The sequence below is a fragment of the Pseudoalteromonas sp. NEC-BIFX-2020_002 genome, assembly GCF_013002825.1.
GTDB lineage: Bacteria > Pseudomonadota > Gammaproteobacteria > Enterobacterales > Alteromonadaceae > Pseudoalteromonas > Pseudoalteromonas neustonica.
This window is the reverse complement of record NZ_JABEPJ010000024.1, coordinates 36,638-62,716: the sequence shown is the minus strand read 5'-3', so window position 1 is coordinate 62,716 and position 26,079 is coordinate 36,638. Positions and strand designations below refer to the sequence as shown.

Here is a 26,079-nt window from a genome sequence, read left to right as displayed (position 1 = left end):
TCTCTCGCGATTTAGCCCTTGCCATTTGCGAGTGTCTATCGTTTAATAACAGTGTGTTATTTAAACGGTGATCTTCCTACAGAGGACTTTCACCTCATAAGTCAATGCCCATGTCGGGCGTACACAAGGCAATTAAGTCGGATTCGTAACAGTTTGCTCGGTTCCACTTCGTTTCACATTTTAGCAAGCTATTACTCACCGCTTATGGCGGCGGTTAGGTGTTTCTCAGGTTTGGAGTTCAAATGGGATTTAAGTTTTGGTTCGTTAGAGCATTAAAAGTATTTCTTGCAGTAGCAGCCTTACTTTTTATAGTTGAGTTGCTTAAACAGCATTCAGTTCAAGAAGCATTAATTTTTGCTTGTACTTGGTCTTTAATTACAACAACAGTGTTTATATGTTCAAGATTATATCAATCACGTAAAGGTGTAGAGTGTGCTTTATGTAATGATATTCCAGACAAAAGTGATAAAAACACCTAACAAGCGCCTTAGCTCCGACAATGTTAAGTTGCCATGGTTTTGGCAAACAACGCAAAAAGCCATGCCAACACATTGCGTGTTAGGCGGGCGTTGTGGCTGTAGAATTACTCTTTTTTAAGAAAAACAGCCAGTTTTATGGGTTCCAAATGCATTACCTAATGCTTTAAAAACGCTTAGAGTTAATTACAGGAGCTCGTTTTTTAATTGAATTTGGCTGTTAGAGTTATTCTACAGCCTCGTTATGTTGTACAAGGAGGTTTCGCGTAAATGACTAGTCTAATAAAACCTAAGCTAGGTACTGATTCTAAAACTGGTTGGAAATTTTATGCGTTACACCTTTCTTCCTCATATATTATTAATGAATTCTTTTTAGTTTCAAATTATAAACGTTGTATTAAAAACTCTCGTTCTACAGGTATTAAAGAGCTAAGCAAGTGGGCTCTTCAAATGGAAGAGCAAAAATATCATGACTTATATGTTCACTCTTTTATCGGTATGTGGTCATCATTCGAGTCAGGGTTAGTTAATATAGTCGCCGACTTTATTAAAAATGATCGTGAAGTAGCAATAAATTTAAGTAGTAAGTTTAAACCTGGTCGTTTTGATATTGATACTTGGCCATGGGATACTGAGGTATGTTTAGATTTAGCGCAACGTATTGAGTCAAAAGCGAAAAGAGAAGTTGAAAATGGTGGTGTTAATTTCTTCTTACGAATTCAAAAGCTTTTTTCGTGGTTAAATATAAACATTGATATTAGCTCACAAGAACAGTCATTCTTATCAGAGGCAAACAGAGTCCGTAATATTTTATTACATAGGTATGGTGTTGTTAGCGAAAAAGATGCTCGAGAGTTTGCTTGTCTATTACCTTGGGTTGGCTCTGTAATGCCACTATCTAAGGAAAAATTTACAAATTATTATAATGGTATATCTCAGACTTTGATTTCAATAATGAGAGGCATAGCAAGTACAACATAACAAGCTGTTAAACAAGGACAAAAAACAGTTGGTTTTGCTCCTTCGTCGCTAATTTTAACCAACTTATGTGGACTCCCTCTTGTCAACAACAAAAACTTTTAACACAAAGAAATAAATGCATACTTATGTACGAGCTCTAAACTGAGAAGCTATCTCTGGCTCTTTGATATTTACGCGAACTGGTTGTCAAATCTATAAAGCGAGCTAAAAGCTCTTAGTTGGCTACTGACTAAACCAGTTGATTTTTATCTTCGTTAGTGCATTTTTGTTGTTTGAACTCTTTTTAGGCTGCGAGTAATTCAGCTTTGTATTCTGTGCCTTTTGTTAACATGGAAAACGCCGTTCTAACCGTTTTATTGGCGAGTGCTACCGCGGCACATTTTTTTCCTCGACGCTCGACCAACCCTTGTATCCAAAGGTCTTTTTTGGTTTTGGCCTTTCTTTTAACTGCATGCTGAACGACGGCTGTGGCACCACAGATTAACTGACTTCTTAGGATGCTGTTTTTTGATTTTCCTATGGAGCCTAATGCCACTGTTCCTCCAGAAGAATGCTGGATAGGCGTTACTCCAATACAGGCAGCCGCATCTTTTCCTTTGCTAAACGTTCCTATTTCTGAACAACCAAGCGCAATATAAAGATTGATGGCGTTCATCGCACCAACGCCTTCCAGTCGCATGAGTTTTTTACATTCAGGATGAGCCGCCACCGATTTTTCCATGCAGTCATCATAATGCCGAATTGCTTCAAACAATACTTTCAAATGTTCTTTTGCTAGGTAAATGGCACGCCTACACTCCGTTGAGAGTTCATTGGTTGCATCTTCTAATACGGCTTCAATTGATGAGATGATCCCACCTCGACGATTAGCTATTTTGATATTCAACTCAGCTAGCAAGGCAATGAGCTGCTTTTGAGACGCATCTCGTTGTTTTACCGCTAACTCTCTTAAGCGTTTAATGGATTGTAATTGCTGTTGTTCAACAGTTTTTCCGCCAATAAAAGTGACATCAGGCATGAAGGTGGTTTGCACAATTGCCAGGGCATCATTTTTATCGGTCTTTTGGTTTTGTCTAACAACAGAGACTAATTTGGCTGAAATTAAACGAGCATCATGACCTGCTTCAGTCGCTTTTTGTTTCCAGTAGTTAGAGCTACTACAGGCTTCAAATATTATCGTTGCTGGTTTGTTGTTAAAAAGCCAAGAAAGAAATGCTTCCGGTGTCAGTTCACTGTTTGATTGCACCTTTTTGTTTCTGTGAATACAAATTTGAATAACTTTTTTTGCTAAATCAACGCCAACTCTAGTACGATACATAACAGGACTCTTTTAATATATTTGTGTGGTAACTTTTATATTACCTCACTCGTTAAGGGTGAGGGAGTCCAATTATCTATTTTTAGCCCCTTAACGTGGGCGTTAAATTTCTAAGCGGGAATCCTCAAGCATATGGCTAGACCAGCGAGAATTATCGTGCCAGACGAAAATGATCCAAAAGTTATCGAACTAGCGGGAAGATACGAGTCGGCATTGAAGAAAGAGTTTTGGGTATGTGTCGCCTTATTAATGGGTACACTTATTATATTTGGCACTTTAAATTTTGTGCCATTCATGAAGCCTAGCTTCGAAACAGCTGGCTCGTGGCTTGAAAGGTCAGGTGCATTAGTTGGCGTAATGGCAATGTTTATTGAGTTTCGTTCAAGGTATATCAGTAATCTATTGAATAACGCTGTACCCCAATTGTCACCATCTTTATTTCAGCAGATAAACCGTTATGCGAAGCATGAATCTATTATCCATAAAATAGTTCTTTTTCTTGGTGCGTCAGGCGCTGTTATCTGGAGTTATGGTTCCCCTATACTCACAGGTACACAAAGTTTATGGCAATAAAATTTAATCGGGTAGCCGGAGGTCTCTAACCTCCAGCCCCCACACCACCCATCATGCGCTTTTTATTAACAGGAAGTGCAATGCGCGGTTCATCTCCCGTAATGAATATTGATCCAAATATCTCTCAATGACACTAACCCTTGTGACGCTAAGTAGTTATTGCCTAGCGCAATGTTAATTCCTTTTGTTTTTGAGCTTCTACAAGGGCCTTCGCTTCCAAGCGCCTACTTTTGGTACTGGTGATACCACAGGCTATGGCGAGTCGCTCGCTAACACCCAATTTCATTAAACTGCGTACTTTGGTACGAGCTATTCCTTTGGAAAGAGCGCCACTGCCGCCAATAGCACATTCTTATCCTACGGCGGATCCAATGATCTAAATCCACTGTTAGTTGATAAGCGTATGGCTAACGACACCTAGCTTTGCTTAACAACCAGTGTTGCCTTCGTTTGCTCGTATGTTTTGTAGCCGCCAACGTGCATGTAGCCTTGATAACCGTCAAGAAAATCAACTACACAGTGGGCCGCGCGACTATTATGATAATCAAACAAGACAATATTAGTGCCTTTATCCGGCTTATCATCGCCATGAATAACCGCTTGAGATAACAAGATTTCTTTTAAGCGCTGATAGAGCGGTGACAACAATTCAGCACAGCGTAACATCCAGCTCGACATGGTTTGCCTGCTCAACACAATACCGATATCAGAAAATAACGTTTCTTGGCGATAAAGCAGCAAGCCAAACTGGTATTTACACATTATTATTTGGCTCAGTAAACTGGGGGTGGCAATGCTTTTTGGAATGGCTGTTGCGGGCATTAGGACGGTTTTTACTACACTTTCAATCCCTTCACGCTCTGCATATGCCTTACAACTTACAACTTACAACTTACAACTTACCCGCTATTATCCAATGCATAAAAAAAGCAAGCCAGTTGGCTTGCTTTTTACATTCTTAAACTTTCAAAGCGTTACACTTTCAAGTAGTCCATGATCCCTTCTGCGGCGTTACGCCCCTCAAAGATTGCGGTTACTACTAAGTCTGAGCCACGAACAATATCACCACCAGCAAAGATTTTTGGGTTGGTTGTTTGATGCGTAAACTCACCTTTTTCTGGTGCGTTAATGCCGCCCCAGTGATTTATCTCTACATCGTATTTTTCTAACCAGTCCATTTTGTGTGGTTTGAAACCAAATGCCATTATTACTTGGTCGGCTTCAATCACATGTTCTGAGCCAGGTACTACTTCTGCGCGGCTGCGGCCTTTTTCATCTGGTTCACCCATTTGGGTTTTTACCATTTGTACGCCTGCTACATGGCCGTTGTCGTTTAGTACTATACCTGTTGGTTGTACGTTAAAGGTAAATTCAACCCCCTCTTCTTTGGCGTTTTTCACTTCACGTCTTGAACCTGGCATATTTTCTTCATCACGACGATAAGCACAAATTACTTTTTCTGCGCCTTGACGAATCGAGGTACGAAGACAATCCATCGCTGTATCGCCACCTCCAAGTACCACGACTTTTTGATCTGCCATATCAAGGTATTCTTGATTTGATTCGTCGTAACCCATTACGCGGTTTGTATTGCCAATTAAAAACGGTAGTGCATCATGAACGCCTGGTGCATCTTCATTTTCAAGGCCCGCTCGCATACTTTGATAAGTCCCCACTCCCAAAAATACTGCGTCGTATTCTGCCAATATTTCATCCATTGTGATATCAACACCAACTTCGACATTGAGTTTAAATTCAACACCCATTTCGGTGAAAATTTCACGACGTTTTTGCATAACTTCTTTTTCAAGTTTAAACGATGGAATACCGAACGTTAGCAGACCACCAATTTCTGGATGACGGTCAAATACCACGGGTTTTACACCATTTCTCACCAGAATATCAGCACAACCTAGACCCGCAGGGCCTGCGCCGATGATAGCTACTTTTTTATCTGTCCATACAACGTAGGACATGTCAGGCTTCCAGCCCATTTTAAACGCGGTATCGGTAATATATTTTTCAATATTACCAATCGTTACAGCACCAAATTCTTCGTCAAGCGTACAGGAGCCTTCGCACAAGCGGTCTTGTGGGCATACGCGGCCACACACTTCCGGTAAACTATTTGTACGGTGTGACAGCTCTGCGGCTTCTAGAATGCGACCTGTACGAATTAACTTTAACCACTGTGGGATATAGTTATGTACTGGGCATTTCCATTCACAATATGGGTTACCACAATCAAGACAACGATCAGCCTGAGAGTTTACTTGCTTCTCTGAAAAGGGTTCGTAAATTTCAACAAATGACTTTTTACGTGATGAAATTGGCTTCTTGCGGGGATCAACCCGCTGCACGTCTATAAATTGATATACATTTTCGCTCATACTACCCCCTTACTGTGCTTGAACACGAAGTTCAGCACTACTGCGAGCGCGATGCCCGAGTAAACTTTTCACATCACTTGATTTCGGTTTAACAAGTTTGAATTTTGGTAAATACGCTTCAAAACTGGCTAAAATGTTTTCTGCACGGCTTGAGCCGGTTAGCTCCAAATGCTCAGCAATTAGACCTCGTAAGTGTTCTTGATGTGACGCAAGCTCATCTAATAGCACGACTTCAACAAGCTCTGGATTGATGCGTTTTTCAAAATCATTACGCTCATCCAATATATAGGCAAAACCACCGGTCATACCTGCACCAAAGTTAACGCCTACATTACCTAGTACACAAACAACGCCACCGGTCATGTATTCACAGCCATTATCACCCACACCTTCAACAACCGCTTGCACACCTGAGTTACGAACAGCAAAGCGCTCGCCTGCACAACCTGCAGCAAATAATTTGCCGCCTGTTGCACCATATAAACAGGTATTACCCGCAATAGTCGCTTCATGGCTTTTAAACGAAGAACCTAGCGGTGGGCGAATAACGAGCTTACCGCCCGCCATGCCTTTACCAACGTAATCGTTGGCATCGCCTACTAGCGTCATTTCTAGACCACCGGCATTCCAAACACCAAACGATTGACCCGCTGTACCATGTAATTCAATTGATACAGGATCTGCTGCCATCCCTTGGTTACCATGTTTATCAGCAATATAACCCGATAACATCGCGCCCACTGAACGGTCAGTGTTACAAATACGACTGACTAATGAAATACCACTGCTGGTATCAATTGCTTGTTGCGCTTTTGCTAATAGCGTTTCATTTAACTTACCTAAGTAATGAGACGTATTAGGCGCGCTACAATAAAGCGTTTCACCGGTTGGGTTATTAGGCTGTGCAATCACTGACGATAGGTCAATTTTTTGCTGTTTCGCCGTTTTACCTTCAATCGCTTCAAGCAAATCAAGACGGCCAATGAGGTCTGTTAATTTAACAACCCCTAGGCTTGCCATAATTTCACGCGCTTCTTGAGCAATAAACTTAAAGTAGTTCATCGCCATTTCAGGTAAGCCGTGGTAATGCTTTTGACGTAGCGTTTCGTCTTGCGTTGCAACACCGGTCGCGCAGTTATTCAGGTGGCAAATACGTAGATATTTACAGCCTAATGCCACCATAGGCCCCGTACCAAAACCAAAGCTCTCAGCACCTAAAATAGCGGCTTTGATGATATCTAACCCGGTTTTTAAACCACCATCTGTTTGTAAGCGAATACGATGACGTAAGCCATTTTCAACCAGCGCTTGTTGTGTTTCAGCCAGACCAAGTTCCCATGGGCTACCTGCATATTTAACCGAGGTAAGCGGGCTTGCACCGGTACCGCCGTCGTAGCCTGAAATCGTGATTAAATCGGCATACGCTTTTGCTACACCGGTTGCGATAGTGCCAACACCTGGCTCTGAAACCAGTTTCACTGAAATTAACGCTTTTGGATTAACTTGCTTTAAATCGAAAATCAGCTGGGCTAAATCTTCAATCGAATAAATATCGTGATGCGGCGGTGGTGAAATCAAGGTTACACCCGGCACCGAGTAACGAAGCTTTGCAATATACGGGGTTACTTTTTCACCCGGTAATTGACCACCCTCGCCTGGCTTTGCACCTTGCGCTACTTTGATTTGGATAACGTCAGCACTGCGTAAGTAATGCGGTGTTACACCAAAACGCCCTGACGCAACTTGTTTAATACGTGAGTTTTTCTCCGTACCGTAACGAAGCTTATCTTCGCCGCCTTCACCTGAATTTGAACACCCGCCTAAACGGTTCATTGCAATTGCAAGTGCTTCATGCGCTTCTGGTGATAATGCACCAATACTCATTGCAGCAGAGTCAAAACGCTTATATAGCTCAGTTGCAGGCTCAACCTCATCAATATTAATGCCTTCAGCTGGCAGTTTAAGCGCTAACATGTCACGTAATGTAGCAATTGGGCGTTTATTCACTAAATCAGCGTACACGCTGTAATCAGTGTATTCACCTGAGCGCACTGCTTTTTGCAGCGTTTGAATTACATCAGGGTTGTACGCGTGGTACTCACCACCATGAACATATTTTAATAAGCCGCCGTGGCTTAATAATTTACGTTTGCTCATTGCTAAGGTATGCAGTTTGCGTTGGTCATCGTCAAAGTCAGTAAAGCAGGCACCTTTAATACGACTTGCTACACCGTGGAAACACGTCTCAACAATACTGTCTGATAAGCCTACTGCTTCAAATAACATTGAACAACGATACGATGCCACGGTACTAATACCCATTTTTGACATGATCTTGTACAGGCCTTTGTTGATCGCATTACGATACGCCAAAGTAACCTGACAATAGCTTTTATTAATCACTTTATTGTCGCTCATCGCAACCAGTGATTCATACGCTAAGTATGGGTAAATAGCCGTTGCACCAAAACCAAGTAATACCGCAAACTGATGTGCGTCGCGCACACTGCCGGTTTCAATAATGATGTTTGATTCACAACGTAAATTGTTATCAACAAGACGCTTTTGCACCGCACCAACCGCCATAGCCGCAGGAATTGGTAATTGATTCTCATCAAAATTACGGTCACTTAAAAACAACATGACACAGCCAGCAGCCGCTTTTTCTTGTGCTTCATCACAAATACGAACTACCGCATCGCCCAGATTTTCATCTTTGTTGTAGGTAATGTCTATTTTGCAATAACTGTAGTGCGCTTGATCGGCGCTGAGTAATTGTTGCATGTCTGCATACATCAAAATAGGTGTATCAAACTGCAATCGCTTAGCGTGACCTGTGGTCTCATTAAATACGTTTTGCTCACTACCGATGCACGTTGCCAACGACATTACGTGATTTTCACGCAGTGGATCAATTGGTGGATTTGTAACTTGTGCAAACTTCTGGCGGAAGTAATCAAATAAAGAACGGTTACCTTCAGAGAGCACTGCAAATGGCGTGTCGTCCCCCATAGAACCCGTTGCTTCTTGACCAATTTCACCCATCACGCGAATAACGCTATCAAGCTCTTCATTGGTGTAGCCAAACATTTTTTGATATTTGGCCAAGGTTTCGTCATCAAATGAACGATTTCCTGCATCTTGTTCTGATAATTGCTCAAACGGGGTTAAACGCTTAACGTTTTCTTCAAGCCAAGCTTTGTATGGATGGCGAGATTTTAAATCCTGATCAATTTCATCAGAATGCCAAATTTTCCCCTGCTGAGTATCTATTACGAGTAACTCACCTGGACCGACTCGGCCTTTCTCAACCACTTCATCGGCGGTGTAATCCCAAATACCCACTTCAGAGGCAAGTGTGATAAAACCATCTTGGGTGATCACATAACGCGCAGGGCGCAGACCATTACGATCCAAGTTACACGCAGCAAAACGACCATCAGACATTACAATACCCGCTGGGCCATCCCATGGTTCCATGTGCATTGAGTTAAAGTCATAAAATGCCCGTAAGTCATCATCCATTGCACGGTTTTTTTGCCATGCCGGTGGCACAAGCATACGCATAGCACGGAACAAATCCATGCCGCCCGCTAAAAACAGCTCAAGCATGTTATCTAAGCTTGATGAATCTGAACCCGTTTCGTTTACAAACGGTGCTGCTGATTGTAAATCTGGGATCAGTGGCGATGAGAACTTATATGAACGTGCACGTGCCCATTGGCGGTTACCTTGAATGGTATTAATTTCACCATTGTGCGCTAAATAGCGAAATGGCTGTGCTAATGGCCAACGTGGCTGTGTATTTGTTGAAAAACGTTGGTGAAAAACACAAATCGCACTAGTCATGCGAATATCTGCCAAATCTAAATAAAAATTAGGCAAATCCACCGGCATCATTAGGCCTTTGTAGATAGTCACTAAGCCTGACAAGCTGGCAATATAAAAACCGTCGTCTTCGCTTAAACGCTTTTCAGCACGACGACGCGCAACATACAAACGGCGCTCTAAATCTTTAGGACGCCAACCTTCTGGTGCACTTACAAAGATTTGCTCAAACTTTGGTAGCTGCTTGATTGCAATAGGCCCTAAGCATGACTCATCAGTTGGTACTACACGCCAACCTTGAATATTGAGGGTTTCTTTTTCGAGTTCTTCACTCAATATATCTTTAGCAGCTTGCGCAAGTACTGGATCTGAATTTAGGAAAATCATACCTACAGCATAATTTTTACCCAGGTGCCAATTTTTTTCAGCGGCAATAGCGCGGAAGAAACTGTCTGGTTTTTGTAATAATAAACCACAGCCATCGCCTGTTTTACCGTCGGCTGATATACCACCACGGTGTTCCATACGGTCTAAACCCGTGATCGCTGTACGAATTAAGCGATGACTTGCCTGACCATTAACTTGGGCTATTAAGCCAAAGCCACAATTATCTTTTTCTAATTTTGAGTCGTATAACATAGACCCCTCCCCTTGCTACAACAGCTAGCTATGAATGACCTTCTCGACGGTTTGCTAGCAGACAGTCAAAACTATCGCCAATTGTACATTGAGTCAATAGTGCTTTGAATACATATTCACATTCTTGAATATTTCTCACCACAACACAATCTTTTTATTTCATGCCTTTTTTTAACATTTAGCGATATTTTGGTCATTATTTTTTTATGACACTGGTGTCATAATTAACAAGTTGTAAAATCACAAAATAAAAACAGTACAGTTTACGTAAACGTAAACCTCATTAAAAGTGAATAAATATTCACTAATCCATTCACCGATATATTTGCTTTAGCCTAAATAGTTGTCATTTAATTTGCACACTTGAGCAGCGTTACTCGTACCTGTAGAGCGCTGGCTCTAATCTAGACGCAAATTGTTATATATAAAAGGCAGCTAACTAATGCATAAAAATAATAAAATGTAGCTTTACTGCATAATTAATACTGATTGACCCTGCAAGTTTAAGAATTTAACCGCGCCCCTCTTTACCTCAACGCAAAGCATACATGTCCGCAGCGGACACTTTAACTGTCCGCGGACAGTTAAAAAATACAAAATAAAAATAATAAACAATAAAATCAAACACCTAAATATTGGCATGCTTTTCGGATAATAAACTTATGATAGTTAATGGACAGCACCATGTTTATTTTAAGCATTTTTTTAGTTTCGCCAGTTACCATGATTTTAGTTGCATACATGATCACTGTTTTTGAAAAATCACATGCCTAGCCATTCACTCGTGGCTTTGCCTTTAAAGCAAGCAACCCAATTTAGTTATGCTGATTTTAAGTAAGGGATAAAAATGATCAAAGATACCAGCGCACAAGATGTAAGCGTAAAACCTACAACTAACTATAAGAAGCCGTTGATCATTGTTTTGACTCTGCTGTTATTTATTGTTTTGTGTAGCCAAGTTTTTATTGCACAGACCTCTGCAAGCGTGTCTGTAGAACTTAAACGCGTAAATACAGCAACTGTGATTATTGATACGTTAATAAGAGACGTAGCCGCAAGTGGCAAAATAGTTGCTGCAAATGCGCCTCAGGTATACAGCCCTGAACGTGGTTTTGTAGATTTGAAAGTTAAAGCAGGTGATAAAGTACAACTAGGTGATGTTATAGCCACGTTAGAAAGCCCCGAATTAACTAACGAATTAAAACAACAACAATCTGTTTTGCAACGCTTACATGGAGAGCAACAACGCAAGCACTTAGAAGCCCGTCGTCAAACACTCAGCCTAAGTAAAACACTCGATATGGCTCAAGTTGAGCTCAATGCAGCGGATAGAGAAAATCGTCGCGCCCAACTTTCAATTGAAAAAAACCTTATCAGTCAAATTGATTTAGAAAAAGCGGTTGATGAGTTAGCGCGTGCAAAATTAACATTTAAACATGCACAACAAGAAGCTTTACTTGCTAAAGACACCCTTGCCTTTGAGCTACAAGCAGCACAAAGTGATGTTAACCGCCAACAGCTAGTCGTTGATGATTTAACGCGTAAAGTTAATAACTTATCTATTCAAGCATCGGTTACCGGTATTGTCGGGAATTTATTAGTGCAAGAGAAATCAGCCGTTATACAAAGCCAGGCACTGATGACTTTAGTTGATTTAAGTAATTTTGAAGCTCAACTACAAGTACCTGAAAGTTACGCCAACGAGCTGGGTTTAGGGATGCAAGTTGAATTAAAGCTCGGCGCTAGAACTGTAATGGGTGTACTTTCTGCGATCTCCCCTGAAGTTAATAATCGCGAAGTCACCACCCGTGTCCGTTTTGATGAGCCACTTGATAACATCCGTCAAAATCAACGCCTCACGGCACGTATTATATTAGATAACCGTGACGATGTGTTGATGATTAAACGCGGTGCATTTATGCAACAAGGTGGCACTGTGGCTTACAAAGTAACCGGAGATACTGCTACCAGAATTCCTATCAGCATTGGTGCCACCAGCATTAACGCCGTTGAAATTTTACAAGGTGTAGCGCCAGGTGATGAGTTAATCATTTCCAGCTACAGCGAATTTAAGCAAGCCGACACTATATTATTACGCTAAAGACTAACAACCTAAACGATAACAACCAAATTAAGTGATATAAACAGGATCCCAACCATGTTAAAAATGAACAATATTAGTAAGATGTACCAAACTGAAATGGTACAAACCCACGCACTAAGAGATTTTAACTTAAACGTTAATGAAGGCGAATTTATTGCCGTTACAGGCCCAAGCGGTTCAGGTAAAACCACCTTTTTAAATATTGCCGGTATGTTAGAACCCTTTAGCGACGGTGAATATTTTTTAGATGATATTAATGTAGGCAAGCTTAATGACAACCAACGCGCTGACTTACGCAATCAAAAAATTGGTTTTATCTTTCAAGGATTCAACCTTATCCCTGATTTGAATCTCTATGAAAATATTGAAGTACCGCTACGTTATCGTGGCATTAAAGCCAACGAGCGAAAACGCCGTATTGAACAATGCTTAGAACAAGTCGGTTTGGCCTCACGGGCAAAACATTTACCACAACAATTATCGGGTGGTCAGCAGCAGCGCGTAGCGATTGCCCGCGCACTTGCAGGTGAACCGCGCTTTTTATTGGCCGATGAACCAACTGGTAACCTCGATAGCCTTATGGCACGTCAAGTTATGGAGTTACTTGAACAAATTAATCGCGATGGCGCCACCATTATTATGGTGACTCACGACCCTGAACTTGCCCGCAGAGCACCGCGTAATATTCAAGTAGTCGATGGTCAACTTGCCGACTTTACCTTGTACCAAGGTGCGCAAAATCTTAAAAATGTGGCTGGAGTGTAACTTATGCTATTACATTATCTTGATTTAAGTTGGCGTAGCTTTAAGCGCACGCCATTAGTCAGCTTTTTAATGGTACTGGCAATTGCAATCGGTATTGGTATCACCATGACCAGCTTAAGTGTTTACCATATGATGTCGGCGGATCCTATTCCTGAAAAAAGCAGTCAATTATACAACGTGCAATTACAAACCATGGATGAAGGCCGTACCTGGTGGAAATACGACAACATGCCTTTACAGCTTACCTATCAGGATGCGGTAAACCTACTAAATGCCCCTGTAGAAACAAACAAAGTGGCTATGGTACGTTCAGGATTTTCAGTGCACCTTAATTCAGATACGTTAAAGCCATTTATTGGCGGTGCTCGTTTAACAACGCCTGATTTCTTTAACATGTTCAATGTACCATTCATCTATGGTGGAGTATGGACACAACAGCAAGAGCAAACTGCTGCGCCTGTGGTTGTACTGAGTGAAAAAATCAATGATAAGTTATTTGCAGGTGAAAACTCCGTCGGAAAAATGATCTATCTTGACGATCTAAGTTACGAAGTTATTGGTGTAATCGCTGACTGGCAATTAACAACCAAATACTATGATTTAAATAACGGTGCTTTTAACGATACTGAAGAGCTATTTATGCCTTTTAGCTTGCTTGAAGCGAATGAGTTCAATAATTGGGGTAATACTAACGGCTGGAAACATGAGGTTACTCATACCTTTAAAGATAAACTGCAATCAGAAAGGTTTTGGATTCAGTTTTGGGTGCAATTGCCCAATGAAAAAGTAAAAAATAAATACCAAGACTACTTACTTGCCTATATGCAAGACCAACAAAAAAATGGTCGTTTTAATCGAAAAGAGCTTCAATACACATTGCGTGACGTAAAACAATGGATGGCCTACAACGATGTTGTAAGTGAAGACAATAAAATTTTAGTGGCACTAAGCTTTATGTTTTTAGCTGTGTGCTTAGCAAATATACTCGGACTCTTATTAGCTAAATTTTTGCGTCGCGCGCCTGAAGTGGGTGTTCGCCGTGCACTTGGAGCCAGCAAACGCCAAATATTTTTACAACACTTAGTCGAAGTTGCAATGCTGGGCTGTTTTGGTGGGCTGCTTGGTATCGTGCTCGCACAAATAGGTTTATTAGGCGTACGTCAAAGTTATGATTATTATTCATCATTAGCAACAATGGATTTAACGATGCTTATAAGCGCACCACTTATTGCTATCACCACCTGTATTCTTGCTGGGCTTTACCCTGCTTGGCTGGTGTGTCGCACTAATCCTGCTATTTACTTAAAAAGCCAATAAAGGAGCTATCACTATGTTAGAGATCAAACCTATATTTCATGCACTGTGTCGCTCCAAAGTGGGCGCTATGTTACTACTGATCCAAATAGCAATTACAACTGCGATTGTCAGTAATGCCGCTTTTATTATTCAAGATAAAATAAGCTTTTTGAGCCAGGAAACAGGTTACCCTGAGCAAGATATTTTCTTATTTAATGTTATGACGTTTGGTAAAGACGTAAATGTTACGCAACAGTTTGAATTAGATGAAGCCATGATCAGGCAATTACCTGGTGTGGTAGGTGCAGCAATGAGTAGCAGTGCCCCATTAACTGGTAGTGGTAGTGCGTCTGACTTTAGCCTAAAACCCGCGCCACAAGAAAGCCTATCAGTCAGAACAGGGTACTTTTTTATTGATGAGCACGGTGTTAACACTTATGGCGTAAAACTAATAGCAGGTAGAAATTTTACCGAAGAGGAAGTCGTCGTTACTGACAACTTTGAAAAACAAACGAATGTAACAATTGTGTCTCAAGCCTTACTAACGGAGCTATTTCCTGGTGAAAACGGGCTTGGTAAAACGGTTTATTTTGGTGATATTCCCTTAAAAATTGTGGGTGTAGTTGAAAAAATGATGGGACCATGGCTAAAAGACAGCCGCCCAGATAACCTAGCATTCATTCCTTTTATTAATGCCACTAGTTCAGCAAATTTTGTAGTACGAACTGAGCCGGGACAACGTGCGTCCGTTATTAAGCAAATTGAAGAAGCGATGCTCAATAATTACAATAAACGCGTTATTTCACGTATCCGAGGGCTTGATGAAAGCAAGGCAGAATATGTTGCCCAAGATAAACTCATGATGCGAATGTTGATTGTGCTGATCACTATTTTAGTGTTGGTAACTGCACTGGGGATTTTTGGCTTAACCTTATTTAACATCAGTAAACGCACCAAGCAAATTGGTACTCGTCGTGCGCTTGGGGCTAGAAAGTCTGCAATAATTAACTACTTTTTAGTTGAGAATGCGATGATTTGCTGCGTGGGCTTAGTGCTTGGGGTTATAGTAGCGCTATTGCTCGGGCAAATATTGATGCAGTATTTCTCTATTGCAGCGCTACCGCCTAGCTATATCATCATTACTGCCATGGGAGTGTTTTGTATGAGCTTATTAGCCGTATTTGGTCCCGCCAAACGAGCGGCAAATATTTCACCAAGCATAGCAACTCGCACTATTTAATAGTAATCAATAAGCTGTGCTACACTGTAAAATAGTGTAGCACTCAAATAAAACTACCCCTGAATTCGGATAATAACAGCGATTAAAAACAATAATATGGAAAAAATACTCATTGTAGATGACAACCCTGCAATTTTAGATGCGTTGTCATTATTATTAGAAATTCATGACTACCAAGTCGTCACCGCCGATACCCCTTTTGCAGCGCTGCAAGTTGTTAACTATCAACGCATAGACTTAGTTATTCAAGATATGAACTTCTCCGCCGACACAACCTCAGGTGAAGAAGGTAAAGATCTCTTTTATCAACTAAGAGCACAAAATCCGCACTTACCTATTATTTTAATTACCGCATGGACTGAACTTGCAACCGCTATTGAGTTAGTTAAAGCAGGTGCGGCGGATTATTTACCAAAACCCTGGGATGACAGCAAGCTTCTTACCTGCATTAGTAATTTAATTGAACTTGGGAAAACTAAACAAGTTAATGCCACCTTCACTCGCCACCAGCAAGAGCGACAAGCACCACTAGAAAACGCAAATCTTGCGGGCTTAGTGTTTGCAAGTACCGCAATGGAAAGTACCGTAACTATGGCGCTGCAAGTTGCAAAATCAGATGTATCCGTGCTGATCAGCGGCCCTAATGGCAGTGGTAAAGAATGCATCGCAGCCATTATTCAGCTCAATTCTCCCTTAGCAGCTAAACCGTTCATTAAAGTCAACGCCGGCGCCCTGCCAACCGAGCTAATAGAAGCTGAATTGTTTGGAGCTGAATCAGGTGCATTTACGGGGATCACAAAACAACGTATTGGTCGCTTTGAAGCTGCTGATGGCGGCACCTTATTTTTAGACGAAATAGGTAATTTACCGCTTTCAGGGCAAATGAAGCTACTTAGGGTATTACAAACTGGTGAATTTGAACGTTTAGGCTCCACACAAACACGAAAAGTTGATGTGCGTGTTATTTCAGCCACCAATGAAAATTTACCGAATGCGATTCAAGCCGGTCGCTTTCGTGAAGATTTGTATTATCGGCTGAATGTGATTGAGTTAGCGTTACCGGCGTTATCGCAACGACAAGACGATATAATGCCTTTGCTTAATCACTTTTTGCCAGAGCGTGAACTCACCTTACAAGCAGAGCAAGCATTAATAAAGCACACTTGGCCTGGTAACGTACGAGAACTTGAAAATGCCTGCAAACGTGTTGCGGTACTCAAACCAACTGGATTATTAGATATTAGCGACTTTGCTTTAACGCAAACAAATTCAAACATAACCACACCTAGTATAGAGCCAAGTAAAGCAGATATTGAATCAGCCATGCGCGAACATCAAGGTGTCATAGCCAAAGTGGCACGTCAATTTGGCTTAAGCCGCCAAGCGCTGTATCGTCGTTTGCAAAAAATGGATATTGACTATTAATGGCGTTCCCTCTTAATTCATTACCGTTGGCACATAAGATTAGCCTATATTGTGCTTTATCAAGCGCACTGCCCGTTTTACTCATTGGATGGCTATGTAAATTAAGTTTGCCTTGGCTTATTAGTAGTGCTGTAGGCAGTGCTATTTTAGCAATACTGCTGATAAGGCAATTGAGTTGTAACCTTGTAAAAGGCATGCAATCGCTCGAAACTGGTTTACTCAATTTTAAAGATGGTGAACTTTCAAGTTTACTCGCTTATAACCAGCGCGATGAGCTTGGCCAGTTGTGCCAATTGTATAACCAAACAGCTAAACAACTACGACAAGAAAAACAATGGGTTTATCAACGCGAACTTATGCTTGATAAAGTCCTGCAAAGCTCCCCGCAAGCTCTATTACTTATAAACGATAATGATACTGTTGTGTTTAGCAACCTAAGTAGTCGCGCACTTTTTAATTGTGCAAACGCACTTGAAGGTATGAAATTAACTGAACTACTTAAGTTAGCGCCAAAACAATTAGCCACAGCATTAGCGCAAGGTTTTGATGGTTTATTTAGTATCGAAAAAGACGCCCAAGAAGCGCAAACATGGCATTTAGCAACAGGCGAATTTTTGCTGAACAATCAGCGCCATCACTTGTATATTTTTAAACAACTCACCCGAGAGCTTAGCCGACAAGAAGTTGCGGTCTGGAAAAAAGTGATCCGTATTATTAGCCATGAACTAAATAATTCATTAGGTCCAATGTCATCAATGTTACACAGTGCCCAACTGCTCGCAAATAAAGTAGATGAGCCTCGCTTAAGCCGGGTTTTTGCAACCATAGATGAGCGGATCGCGCATTTAACTGCATTTGTACAAGGTTATGGTAAATTTGCCAAGTTACCGCAACCTCAAAGCAGCCCTATTGAATGGCCGACACTACTTACGTCACTGCAAACTCAATGGCAATTTCACTATCAAGTTACACCGTCACAATACACAACCCATGCAGATCAAACACAAGTAGAGCAGTTACTTATTAATTTACTAAAAAATGCGCATGAGTCAGGCGCTGATCCACAGCATATCAATGTAAACATTAGCCATGACCAACACGCAACTTTAATTGCTGTCAGCGATAATGGCAAAGGCATGAGTGAGCAAGTAATGGCGAATGCACTTATTCCATTTTATTCAACTAAAACAAGCGGTAGCGGTTTAGGCCTGGCGTTATGTCGTGAAATTGCAGAAGCCCATCGTGGTCATATTAGTTTGCATAATCATAAACAAGGAGGATTAAGCGTACATGTTGTATTGCCTCACCAATCCAAAACACAAAAACAATGAAACTGTAGGGGATCGCCATGCGTGTTAGCGCCTTTTACCCGTTGCGGGGGTTGTCCTTCGCGTTATATGCTCAAACGAGCCAAGAGGTGATCGTCGTTGAAATTAAACACTTTTTAAACCTATAAACTATAGGGTGATTTGGGTATAGATGTCGCAAGGGCGTGTTGACCTTTGTGGATTGAAATTTGTTCAATCTAGGGGCGATTTAATCGCGGCGCGAGGTTTGTAATCGAGTGGGCTCGATAACTGCTCCTGCGTTATTCTACTGGCTCACATCCATGTGAGAATAAGTAAAAGTCGAGCAAAGCTTCCGCGTCCTGCTCACGCCCCTTACCTACATCCGTGTAGGTAACAAAGAGTTAATCGCCCCTAGAAAGAACCCTTTGGGCAGCGCATGTTTGGCATTTATACTGCGTTATCGCCTATTTATGGGGAACAACCACACACCATAGGCGCTGCCTTGCCTAAATACCAAATAGACTGCTGCAAAATCAATCACGAAAGGTCAACACGTCCTAGCTAAACTATCGCCTTTCATCATATTGCCACAGACGTCGTAACTAAGACTCGCCAACCGCCACTGCGGTAAACTCGTTTTACTTCTATCTCACCTTAAAAATATTTACAAGCAAAAGGCAATATGCGCCCCTTTTGTTTAAATATTAACTATTTAACTTAAAAATAGGTGATTGCAACGCATTTTCATATGAAGTTGATATGTTATACAGTATCAACTTCAATCGCTTTTTATAAAAAATGTTAAGGATAATAAAATTGCTTTCCAAGTTACGCGTTGTTGCGCCACTTTTTTTAAGTATAACATGTTGCTTTTCTTCATTAACTTATGCAGAAAAAAGAGAGCGGTATGATCCTTCTTTCTTTACGGTTTATTCGGTACAAACAGCCTTTGATATGGTTAATAGGCTCCCTGGTTTTAAAGTTGATCTAGGTAAAAGTGTCAGAGGTTTTTCAGGCGGCGCTGGGAATATTCTCATTGACGGCGCAAGATTATCTGCAAAATCCGGTGGCTTAAAAGAAGCATTACTACGGATCCCAGCGCAGCAAGTTGCCTATATTGAAATTAACCGTTCAGCATCTGGTGTGGGTGATGCGTCAGGTAAAGCAATGGTTGCAAACATTGTTAGAGTACCGCAATTACAAGCAGGACAATATAGCATTACATTATCAAAAGCAGGACAGGATGTACTCTTCCCCGAGGCGCAAATCAGTTATGTCACGCAATTAGGGCAGTGGCAGAGTAACTTTAAAGGGGATATAAAGTTTAAAGATATTCCTAGTCAATCAGAGTATGAGCTAACCTCACAGGCAGGTCGTCACTTAAATAATGCGACCGAAGTTAAAAAAGAAAGTTTAAATGAAATTTTTATCTCTGGTGACGCATCTAGACAACAGCAAGATGAACAACAACAGTTTACATTTAGGGTTGGTAAAAGTCAGTATCGACCTCAGTTACAGCGTACCACAACAACATTAAACAGTATCGAGGTACTGCATAATGACCGCGACAGTGTGTATCACACAGCTGAAGCTGGATTTAATTGGTCGCTCCCTGTTGCTAATTGGCGGCTTAAACATCTTGGAATTGTTAATTTCACCCATTGGACTGTCGACAGGCAAACAGAAGCATTTATCGACACAATGCCCCGTTATGAAAATTATGACTTTCAACGTAATAAATGGGAATCTATTTATCGTGGCACAGCACAGAAAAAATACACAAAAAGCAGTCAAGAGCTAGGCGTTGAACTGACCTATAACTATGCCAACAACAACACACGCTACCTTAAAACACAAAATAATGTGCAGCAAGTTGTGCAATTACCTGCCGCCAATGTAGAAATAAAAGAGCAAAGGGCTGAAGTTTTTTATAATCATGCCTGGCAGTTAGACAGCACAACAGGCTTTAACGCAGGAATAGCCTTAGAGCATTCAAGTATTGAAGTAAAGGGAGATGCCAGTAATCAAGATGATTACCTGTTTATTAAACCAAGTTTAGCCTATTCACATCAACTTACACCTAAATGGCAGGGGCAAGTACAGTTTAACCGAGTGGTAAATCAACTGTCGTTTAAATTATTTGCTGCGCAAAGTAATGCTGAAGCAAATAGGCAGCAAGCGGGTAACCCAGCATTAAAACCAGATAGTTACTACCGCTTAAGTGTGGATTCTAACTACCAATTGAGTGACAAAAATGTAATTAAAATGACGCTATTCGGACAATGGCATCAAGACGGTTTAGAGTATCAAATTTTACCTTCAGGAGCCGAAGGGATCGCCAATGGAGGTAATGCCCGAGTTATGGGGATCAATCTCGATGTTTCTTTAGGTTTAGATTTTGTGCTCCCCAATGGCGTAATGGATATTGAGTTTACAACACAAAAAAGCTCCTATTCAGATCCGATAACATTAACGGATAGAGCGATTAATCAACAGCAGCGGCCAACATTAAAAGCGCAGATCCGCCAAGACATCATAGCGCATGACTTTTCTTGGGGGGTAAACTACATAGGGAAAAATACACGACAAAACTATTATGTGTCTGAATACGTTGAACTAAAAGAACAAGAAGATTTTGATGCTTTTATAGAGTATAAAGGGTTTGGCTCAAGTGTAATTACTTTTACAGTATCTCAGTTGAACCGTGCTCAATCAATGCAGTATAGGCACTTTTATAGCCCTAATCGTTCTGGGGTTTTGAGTCAGTCAGAACTGCGTGATAAGCGCCATGAACGGGTCGTAAGTTTGAATTATGCGACCACTTTTTAAAGCCTGAATTAATACTCAATGGTTTTAGATTAATTGTCGACACCGCTCGCTATTTCTGGCGCGTTGAGGCTATTGAACGAGTTGGCACAGTGATACCAATCGGCTTAAATATTTAACCATTCTAACGGGCTAAATAAAGCGATAACTGCGTTTATCTTTCGCTATAAATTCTCATTAACTTAACACGATTGGTATCAGAGAATCGTTATTTACATACGAACGCGCTTTTTCCAATTTTATAAATAAAAATGCCAGTCAGTATTAGCTGACTGGCATTTCATATAAAGTGGTTTTTCTATTTCAGCAATGCTTATTCAGCATCAGCTTCTTTATATTTTTCTGCTGTTTCAATAATCAGTGGTTTTAACTCACCACGTTGAAACATTTCAATAATGATGTCACATCCACCGATTAATTCGCCATCAACCCACAATTGTGGAAATGTTGGCCAATTAGCATATGCTGGTAATTCAGCACGAATATCAGGATTAAGTAAAATATCAACATAAGCAAACGGTTCACCGCATGACATTAATGCTTGAGATGCTTGTGAAGAAAAACCACAATTTGGTAATTTAGGCGATCCTTTCATATAAAGGATAATTGGATTTTCAGAAATTTGCTGTTTAATTTTATCTATGGTTTCCATCTACAACCTCAAAAATGACGATAGCTGAACATATCAAGGCTTGAAAATTTTTCATTAAGCCTCATATATGTATCTTAAAGTGGGCAAATAAAGCCGCAATCGAAATAGTCTTGCATTTGCATTGCTGTTTGGCATTGCTGTTTGCTAAAACTTGAGTAAAATACTCAACAATTATAGTAACACTATAATTCTGTTTGGTATAGATAAGTGGTCTGTTCGAGCAGGCATTACGTATTACCAAACGGACTATCAACCAAAAGAAGATGGAGATAAAAATGTCATTTGAACTACCGTCACTACCATATGCAATTGATGCACTTGAGCCACACATTTCAAAAGAAACGTTAGAGTTTCACCACGGCAAGCACCACAACACATACGTTGTTAAACTTAACGGTTTAGTTGGTGGTACTGAATTCGAAAATAAAACACTTGAAGAAGTAGTATGTTCTTCAGATGGTGGTGTATTTAACAATGCAGCACAAATCTGGAATCACACTTTTTACTGGAACAGCCTATCTCCAAATGGCGGTGGCGAAGCAACGGGCGCGGTTGCAGATGCTATCAATGCTAAATGGGGCTCTTTTGAAGCATTCCAAACAGCTTTTAATGACAAAGCTGTAAACAACTTTGGTTCAAGCTGGACATGGTTAGTAAAATTAGCTGATGGTTCTTTAGACCTTGTTAATACATCTAACGCAGCAACTCCACTAACTCAAGACGGTGTTACACCGCTTCTTACTGTGGATCTGTGGGAACATGCTTATTACATCGATTTCCGTAACGTTCGTCCAGATTACTTAAAAGCATTCTGGTCGCTTGTTAACTGGGAATTCGCGAACGCTAACTTCGCATAATTAGCAGCTCATTTTGAGCTAACCTAGTTTAAAAGACGCTTCGGCGTCTTTTTTGTTTTTTAACATAAATTTTTAATTTTATTGCACAAAAATCTAAATTCGTGACTAAGCTTTATATAACCTTTGCTTATTTTTAATCTTTAAGCACCTAGTTTAAGCAGGTTTTCGGAGGTCTTCATGAGTATTTTTGAGCATTACCAAGCACGATACGAAGCGGCACAGGAAGAAGAGTACAGTATCGCTGAGTTCTTAGAAATTTGTAAAACGGATAAATCGGCATATGCCAGCGCACCAGAGCGATTATTAACAGCGATTGGTGAGCCAAAAATGGTCGATACGTCAACTGATGCACGTCTAAGTCGGTTATTTTCAAACCGAGTTGTCGCACGCTACCCCGCATTTAATGATTTTTATGGTATGGAAGATGCCATAGAGCAAATCGTTTCATACCTAAAACATGCCGCACAAGGACTTGAAGAGTGTAAGCAAGTACTTTACTTACTAGGCCCTGTAGGCGGTGGTAAATCGTCCATTGCAGAAAAACTCAAGTACCTAATGCAACAGGTGCCAATTTACTCCATTAAAGGCTCTCCGGTTAACGATCACCCATTGGCACTGTTTGACCCTAACGAGGATGCTGATCTGCTCGCAAAAGAGTACGGTATAAAACCACGCTACTTAAAAACGATTATGTCACCATGGGCAACTAAACGCTTATCTGAATTTAATGGTGATATTAGCCAATTTAAAGTGGTAAAACGTTACCCATCAATTTTAAATCAAATTGCGATTGCCAAAACTGAACCTGGTGATGAAAACAATCAGGATATTTCAGCGTTAGTCGGTAAAGTTGATATTCGCCAGCTAGAACATTTTGCCCAAAATGATCCCGATGCTTATGCGTACTCAGGCTCACTCTGTCTTGCCAACCAAGGCTTGATGGAATTTGTTGAGATGTTTAAAGCGCCTATCAAAGTGCTACACCCCTTGCTGACTGCTACACAAGAGGGTAACTATAACGGCACAGAAGGGATTAGCGCCCTGCCCTTTAGCGGCATGATTTTAGCTCATTCAAACGAATCTGAATGGCAAACCTTTAAAAACAACAAAAATAATGAAGCATTTTTAGACCGTGTTTATATTGTAAAAGTGCCTTATTGTTTACGCGCTTCAGAAGAAGTGAAAATTTACGACAAATTGCTAGAGCATAGCGAACTATACAACGCACCTTGCGCACCGGGTACACTTGAAACGCTGGCTAAATTTACAACATTATCTCGATTAAAAGATCCTGAAAACTCCAGTATCTACTCAAAAATGCGCGTTTATGACGGAGAAAGCCTAAAAGACACCGATCCTAAAGCAAAATCATATCAAGAATATCGTGATTACGCCGGTGTTGATGAAGGCATGACAGGGCTATCTACCCGCTTTGCATTTAAGATTCTATCGCGCGTCTTTAATTTTGATACCACGGAAGTAGCTGCCAATCCAGTGCACTTATTCTACGTGCTTGAACAGCAGATCGAACGTGAGCAATTTTCTGCTGACGTTGAAGAGCGCTACCTGAGTCACTTAAAAGGCTATTTAATTCCGCAGTATGTTGAGTTTATTGGTAAAGAATTGCAAACAGCTTATTTAGAGTCGTACTCAGAATACGGGCAAAATATTTTTGATCGCTATGTAACCTACGCTGATTTTTGGATTCAAGATCAAGAGTACCGCGACCCTGATACCGGCCAATTATTTAACCGTGAAGCCTTAAATGCTGAGCTTGAGAAAATTGAAAAACCAGCAGGCATTTCCAACCCTAAAGATTTCCGCAACGAAATAGTTAACTTTGTACTACGTGCTCGTGCTCACAATAACGGTAAAAATCCGTTGTGGACCAGCTATGAGAAACTACGCACTGTGATTGAGAAAAAAATGTTCTCAAATACCGAAGAGTTATTACCTGTTATTTCATTCAATGCAAAAACATCTGCAGAAGATCAGAAAAAACACGAAGACTTCGTCAATCGAATGGTGGAAAAAGGATACACCCAAAAGCAAGTTCGTTTGTTATCTGAATGGTATTTACGAGTGCGTAAATCGCAATAACACACAAAGGTGTATTTTTAGGGGGTCTTTATGGCGCATTTTATAGACCGTCGCCTGAACGGTAAAAATAAGAGCACGTTAAATCGTCAACGCTTTATTAGGCGATATAAAAAACAGATCAAAGAAGCTGTATCAGATGCTATCAATAAACGCAGTGTCACTGATACCAGTAGCGGAGAGAGTATTTCTATTCCGCAGCGGGATATTAGTGAGCCAACGTTTCATCAAGGTAAAGGAGGCGATAGAGAGCAGATTCACCCTGGTAACGATCAATTTTCTACGGGCGATAAAATTAAGCGCCCGCAAGGTGGTCAAGGTGGAGGTGCGGGCGAAGGTGAAGCAAGTGACTCAGGCGAAGGCGAAGATGACTTTGTATTCTCAATTTCTAAAGATGAGTATTTAGATTTACTATTTGAAGATTTAGAGCTACCAAACCTTCAACAAAATCAACTTGATAAACTAGTACAAATGAAAACACATCGCGCCGGGTTTTGCAGCGATGGTATGCCTAGTAATATCGACATCGTGCGTTCACTGCAAGGCTCACTTGCAAGGCGCGTTGCGATGAGTGCAGGTAAAAAACGTGAGCTAGCTCAGTTACAAGAGCAGCTTGCTGCGTTAATGGCTGATCCTGAACCAGATATAGCAGCCATAGCGTTAATGGAGCAAGAAATTGCCCAATTGCAAAAACGTATTGGCGCTGTGCCCTTTATTGATAACTATGATTTGCGTTTTCGTAATTATGAAAAACAACCTCACCCAACGAGTAAAGCCGTGATGTTTTGTATTATGGATGTGTCGGGCTCGATGGATCAGGCAACCAAAGATATGGCAAAACGCTTTTATATTTTGCTATATCAGTTTTTAACACGTAGCTATAAAGATATTGAAGTGGTGTATATTCGCCATCACACTCAAGCAAAAGAAGTCGATGAGCAAGAGTTTTTCTATTCGCAAGAGACCGGCGGAACAATCGTCTCCAGCGCATTGAAATTAATGCATGAGATCATACAAGAGCGCTATAACGCGGGTGAGTGGAATATTTATGCTGCGCAAGCCTCTGATGGCGATAATTGGGCAGATGACACCCCACAATGCGGTGAAATATTGCGTAATAAACTCTTAAATGATGTGCGCTATTACGCGTATATTGAGATCACGACGCGTGCCCATCAAAGCTTATGGCGTGAGTATGAAAAAATTTGTCAAAGCAATGATAATTTTGCCATACAACATATTCGAAGTGTTGAAGATATTTACCCTATTTTTAGAGAGCTATTTAAAAAAAGTCGTCAACACCAAGGTGCAGCTTAAGCTGTA

17 protein-coding genes and 2 pseudogenes are annotated in these 26,079 nt (G+C 40.9%); 13 read left to right on the top strand and 6 right to left on the bottom strand.

Translation table 11 applies throughout. The features are described 5' to 3' along the window. Positions 1-242: 242 nt before the first annotated feature. Positions 243-479, top strand: a complete 237-nt coding sequence (locus HJP15_RS19775) for a hypothetical protein (protein WP_054205789.1) — start codon at positions 243-245, stop codon at positions 477-479. A 267-nt stretch (positions 480-746) separates the two neighbouring features. After that, positions 747-1,457, top strand: coding sequence for a hypothetical protein (locus HJP15_RS19770; RefSeq protein ID WP_170174429.1), 711 nt, complete (start codon positions 747-749; stop codon positions 1,455-1,457). Positions 1,458-1,740: 283 nt separating this feature from the next. On the opposite strand, the gene HJP15_RS19765 is transcribed toward HJP15_RS19770, so the two are convergent. Continuing rightward, positions 1,741-2,775: an IS110 family RNA-guided transposase gene (locus tag HJP15_RS19765; protein ID WP_170174428.1), complete on the bottom strand. Its 1,035-nt coding sequence runs from the start codon at positions 2,773-2,775 to the stop codon at positions 1,741-1,743. A 132-nt stretch (positions 2,776-2,907) separates the two neighbouring features. Between HJP15_RS19765 and HJP15_RS19760 the strand changes: the two genes are divergently transcribed. Further along, complete coding sequence (locus HJP15_RS19760) at positions 2,908-3,348, top strand: hypothetical protein (RefSeq protein WP_170174427.1); 441 nt, start codon at positions 2,908-2,910, stop codon at positions 3,346-3,348. Positions 3,349-3,437: 89 nt separating this feature from the next. On the opposite strand, the pseudogene HJP15_RS19755 reads toward HJP15_RS19760, so the two are convergent. The 4 genes and pseudogenes from HJP15_RS19755 to gltB form a co-directional block, all read right to left on the bottom strand. Next, positions 3,438-3,749: pseudogene (locus HJP15_RS19755) on the bottom strand (hypothetical protein); the annotation flags it as partial. A gap of 31 nt (positions 3,750-3,780) precedes the next feature. After that, positions 3,781-4,209: pseudogene (locus HJP15_RS19750) on the bottom strand (IS66 family transposase); the annotation flags it as partial. A 113-nt stretch (positions 4,210-4,322) separates the two neighbouring features. Further along, complete coding sequence (locus tag HJP15_RS19745; RefSeq protein WP_054205782.1) at positions 4,323-5,738, bottom strand: glutamate synthase small subunit GltD family protein; 1,416 nt, start codon at positions 5,736-5,738, stop codon at positions 4,323-4,325. Between the two features lie 9 nt (positions 5,739-5,747). Then, the gene (gltB, locus tag HJP15_RS19740) at positions 5,748-10,205 is read right to left on the bottom strand and encodes a glutamate synthase large subunit (protein ID WP_170174426.1); all 4,458 of its coding nucleotides are present in this window, start codon (positions 10,203-10,205) and stop codon (positions 5,748-5,750) included. An 847-nt stretch (positions 10,206-11,052) separates the two neighbouring features. Here gltB and HJP15_RS19735 point away from each other — a divergent pair. The 7 genes from HJP15_RS19735 to HJP15_RS19705 all read left to right on the top strand — a co-directional run bounded on the left by HJP15_RS19735 (position 11,053) and on the right by HJP15_RS19705 (position 21,153). Continuing rightward, positions 11,053-12,306 carry an efflux RND transporter periplasmic adaptor subunit gene (locus tag HJP15_RS19735; RefSeq protein WP_054205780.1) on the top strand — a complete coding sequence of 418 codons (1,254 nt, stop codon included), beginning with the start codon at positions 11,053-11,055 and terminating at the stop codon, positions 12,304-12,306. Positions 12,307-12,363: 57 nt separating this feature from the next. After that, positions 12,364-13,074, top strand: coding sequence for an ABC transporter ATP-binding protein (locus tag HJP15_RS19730; RefSeq protein WP_054205779.1), 711 nt, complete (start codon positions 12,364-12,366; stop codon positions 13,072-13,074). A gap of 3 nt (positions 13,075-13,077) precedes the next feature. Then, the gene (locus HJP15_RS19725) at positions 13,078-14,391 is read left to right on the top strand and encodes an ABC transporter permease (RefSeq protein ID WP_170174425.1); all 1,314 of its coding nucleotides are present in this window, start codon (positions 13,078-13,080) and stop codon (positions 14,389-14,391) included. 13 nt (positions 14,392-14,404) lie between these two features. Then, entirely contained in the window at positions 14,405-15,610 is a 1,206-nt protein-coding gene (locus tag HJP15_RS19720) for an ABC transporter permease (RefSeq protein WP_170174424.1), read from the top strand. A gap of 96 nt (positions 15,611-15,706) precedes the next feature. Further along, on the top strand, positions 15,707-17,035 hold the full coding sequence (locus HJP15_RS19715) for a sigma-54-dependent transcriptional regulator (protein ID WP_054205776.1): 1,329 nt from the start codon (positions 15,707-15,709) through the stop codon (positions 17,033-17,035). Further along, positions 17,035-18,366 carry a sensor histidine kinase gene (locus HJP15_RS19710; RefSeq protein WP_170174423.1) on the top strand — a complete coding sequence of 444 codons (1,332 nt, stop codon included), beginning with the start codon at positions 17,035-17,037 and terminating at the stop codon, positions 18,364-18,366. The genes HJP15_RS19715 and HJP15_RS19710 overlap by 1 nt, the downstream gene beginning before the upstream one ends. Before the next feature lie 774 nt (positions 18,367-19,140). Then, positions 19,141-21,153 carry a TonB-dependent receptor domain-containing protein gene (locus HJP15_RS19705; protein WP_170174422.1) on the top strand — a complete coding sequence of 671 codons (2,013 nt, stop codon included), beginning with the start codon at positions 19,141-19,143 and terminating at the stop codon, positions 21,151-21,153. A gap of 310 nt (positions 21,154-21,463) precedes the next feature. On the opposite strand, the gene HJP15_RS19700 is transcribed toward HJP15_RS19705, so the two are convergent. Next, positions 21,464-21,802: a Grx4 family monothiol glutaredoxin gene (locus HJP15_RS19700; protein WP_054205773.1), complete on the bottom strand. Its 339-nt coding sequence runs from the start codon at positions 21,800-21,802 to the stop codon at positions 21,464-21,466. A 275-nt stretch (positions 21,803-22,077) separates the two neighbouring features. Between HJP15_RS19700 and HJP15_RS19695 the strand changes: the two genes are divergently transcribed. The 3 genes from HJP15_RS19695 (at position 22,078) to HJP15_RS19685 (ending at position 26,073) form a co-directional block, all read left to right on the top strand. After that, entirely contained in the window at positions 22,078-22,659 is a 582-nt protein-coding gene (locus HJP15_RS19695; RefSeq protein ID WP_054455059.1) for a superoxide dismutase, read from the top strand. 177 nt (positions 22,660-22,836) lie between these two features. Further along, positions 22,837-24,759 (top strand): PrkA family serine protein kinase, encoded by a 1,923-nt coding sequence (locus HJP15_RS19690; RefSeq protein WP_054205771.1) that lies wholly within the window; start codon positions 22,837-22,839, stop codon positions 24,757-24,759. Positions 24,760-24,789: 30 nt separating this feature from the next. Next, positions 24,790-26,073, top strand: a complete 1,284-nt coding sequence (locus tag HJP15_RS19685) for a YeaH/YhbH family protein (protein WP_054205770.1) — start codon at positions 24,790-24,792, stop codon at positions 26,071-26,073. Positions 26,074-26,079: the final 6 nt, after the last annotated feature.

Bases quoted from the DNA above. Each gene is read 5' to 3' on its own strand.
- HJP15_RS19775 (WP_054205789.1), top strand. From the start codon at position 243: ATGGGATTTAAGTTTTGGTTCGTTAGAGCATTAAAAGTATTTCTTGCA.
- HJP15_RS19770 (WP_170174429.1), top strand. From the start codon at position 747: ATGACTAGTCTAATAAAACCTAAGCTAGGTACTGATTCTAAAACTGGT.
- HJP15_RS19765 (WP_170174428.1), bottom strand. From the start codon at position 2,775: ATGTATCGTACTAGAGTTGGCGTTGATTTAGCAAAAAAAGTTATTCAA.
- HJP15_RS19760 (WP_170174427.1), top strand. From the start codon at position 2,908: ATGGCTAGACCAGCGAGAATTATCGTGCCAGACGAAAATGATCCAAAA.
- HJP15_RS19745 (WP_054205782.1), bottom strand. From the start codon at position 5,738: ATGAGCGAAAATGTATATCAATTTATAGACGTGCAGCGGGTTGATCCC.
- gltB (WP_170174426.1), bottom strand. From the start codon at position 10,205: ATGTTATACGACTCAAAATTAGAAAAAGATAATTGTGGCTTTGGCTTA.
- HJP15_RS19735 (WP_054205780.1), top strand. From the start codon at position 11,053: ATGATCAAAGATACCAGCGCACAAGATGTAAGCGTAAAACCTACAACT.
- HJP15_RS19730 (WP_054205779.1), top strand. From the start codon at position 12,364: ATGTTAAAAATGAACAATATTAGTAAGATGTACCAAACTGAAATGGTA.
- HJP15_RS19725 (WP_170174425.1), top strand. From the start codon at position 13,078: ATGCTATTACATTATCTTGATTTAAGTTGGCGTAGCTTTAAGCGCACG.
- HJP15_RS19720 (WP_170174424.1), top strand. From the start codon at position 14,405: ATGTTAGAGATCAAACCTATATTTCATGCACTGTGTCGCTCCAAAGTG.
- HJP15_RS19715 (WP_054205776.1), top strand. From the start codon at position 15,707: ATGGAAAAAATACTCATTGTAGATGACAACCCTGCAATTTTAGATGCG.
- HJP15_RS19710 (WP_170174423.1), top strand. From the start codon at position 17,035: ATGGCGTTCCCTCTTAATTCATTACCGTTGGCACATAAGATTAGCCTA.
- HJP15_RS19700 (WP_054205773.1), bottom strand. From the start codon at position 21,802: ATGGAAACCATAGATAAAATTAAACAGCAAATTTCTGAAAATCCAATT.
- HJP15_RS19695 (WP_054455059.1), top strand. From the start codon at position 22,078: ATGTCATTTGAACTACCGTCACTACCATATGCAATTGATGCACTTGAG.
- HJP15_RS19690 (WP_054205771.1), top strand. From the start codon at position 22,837: ATGAGTATTTTTGAGCATTACCAAGCACGATACGAAGCGGCACAGGAA.
- HJP15_RS19685 (WP_054205770.1), top strand. From the start codon at position 24,790: ATGGCGCATTTTATAGACCGTCGCCTGAACGGTAAAAATAAGAGCACG.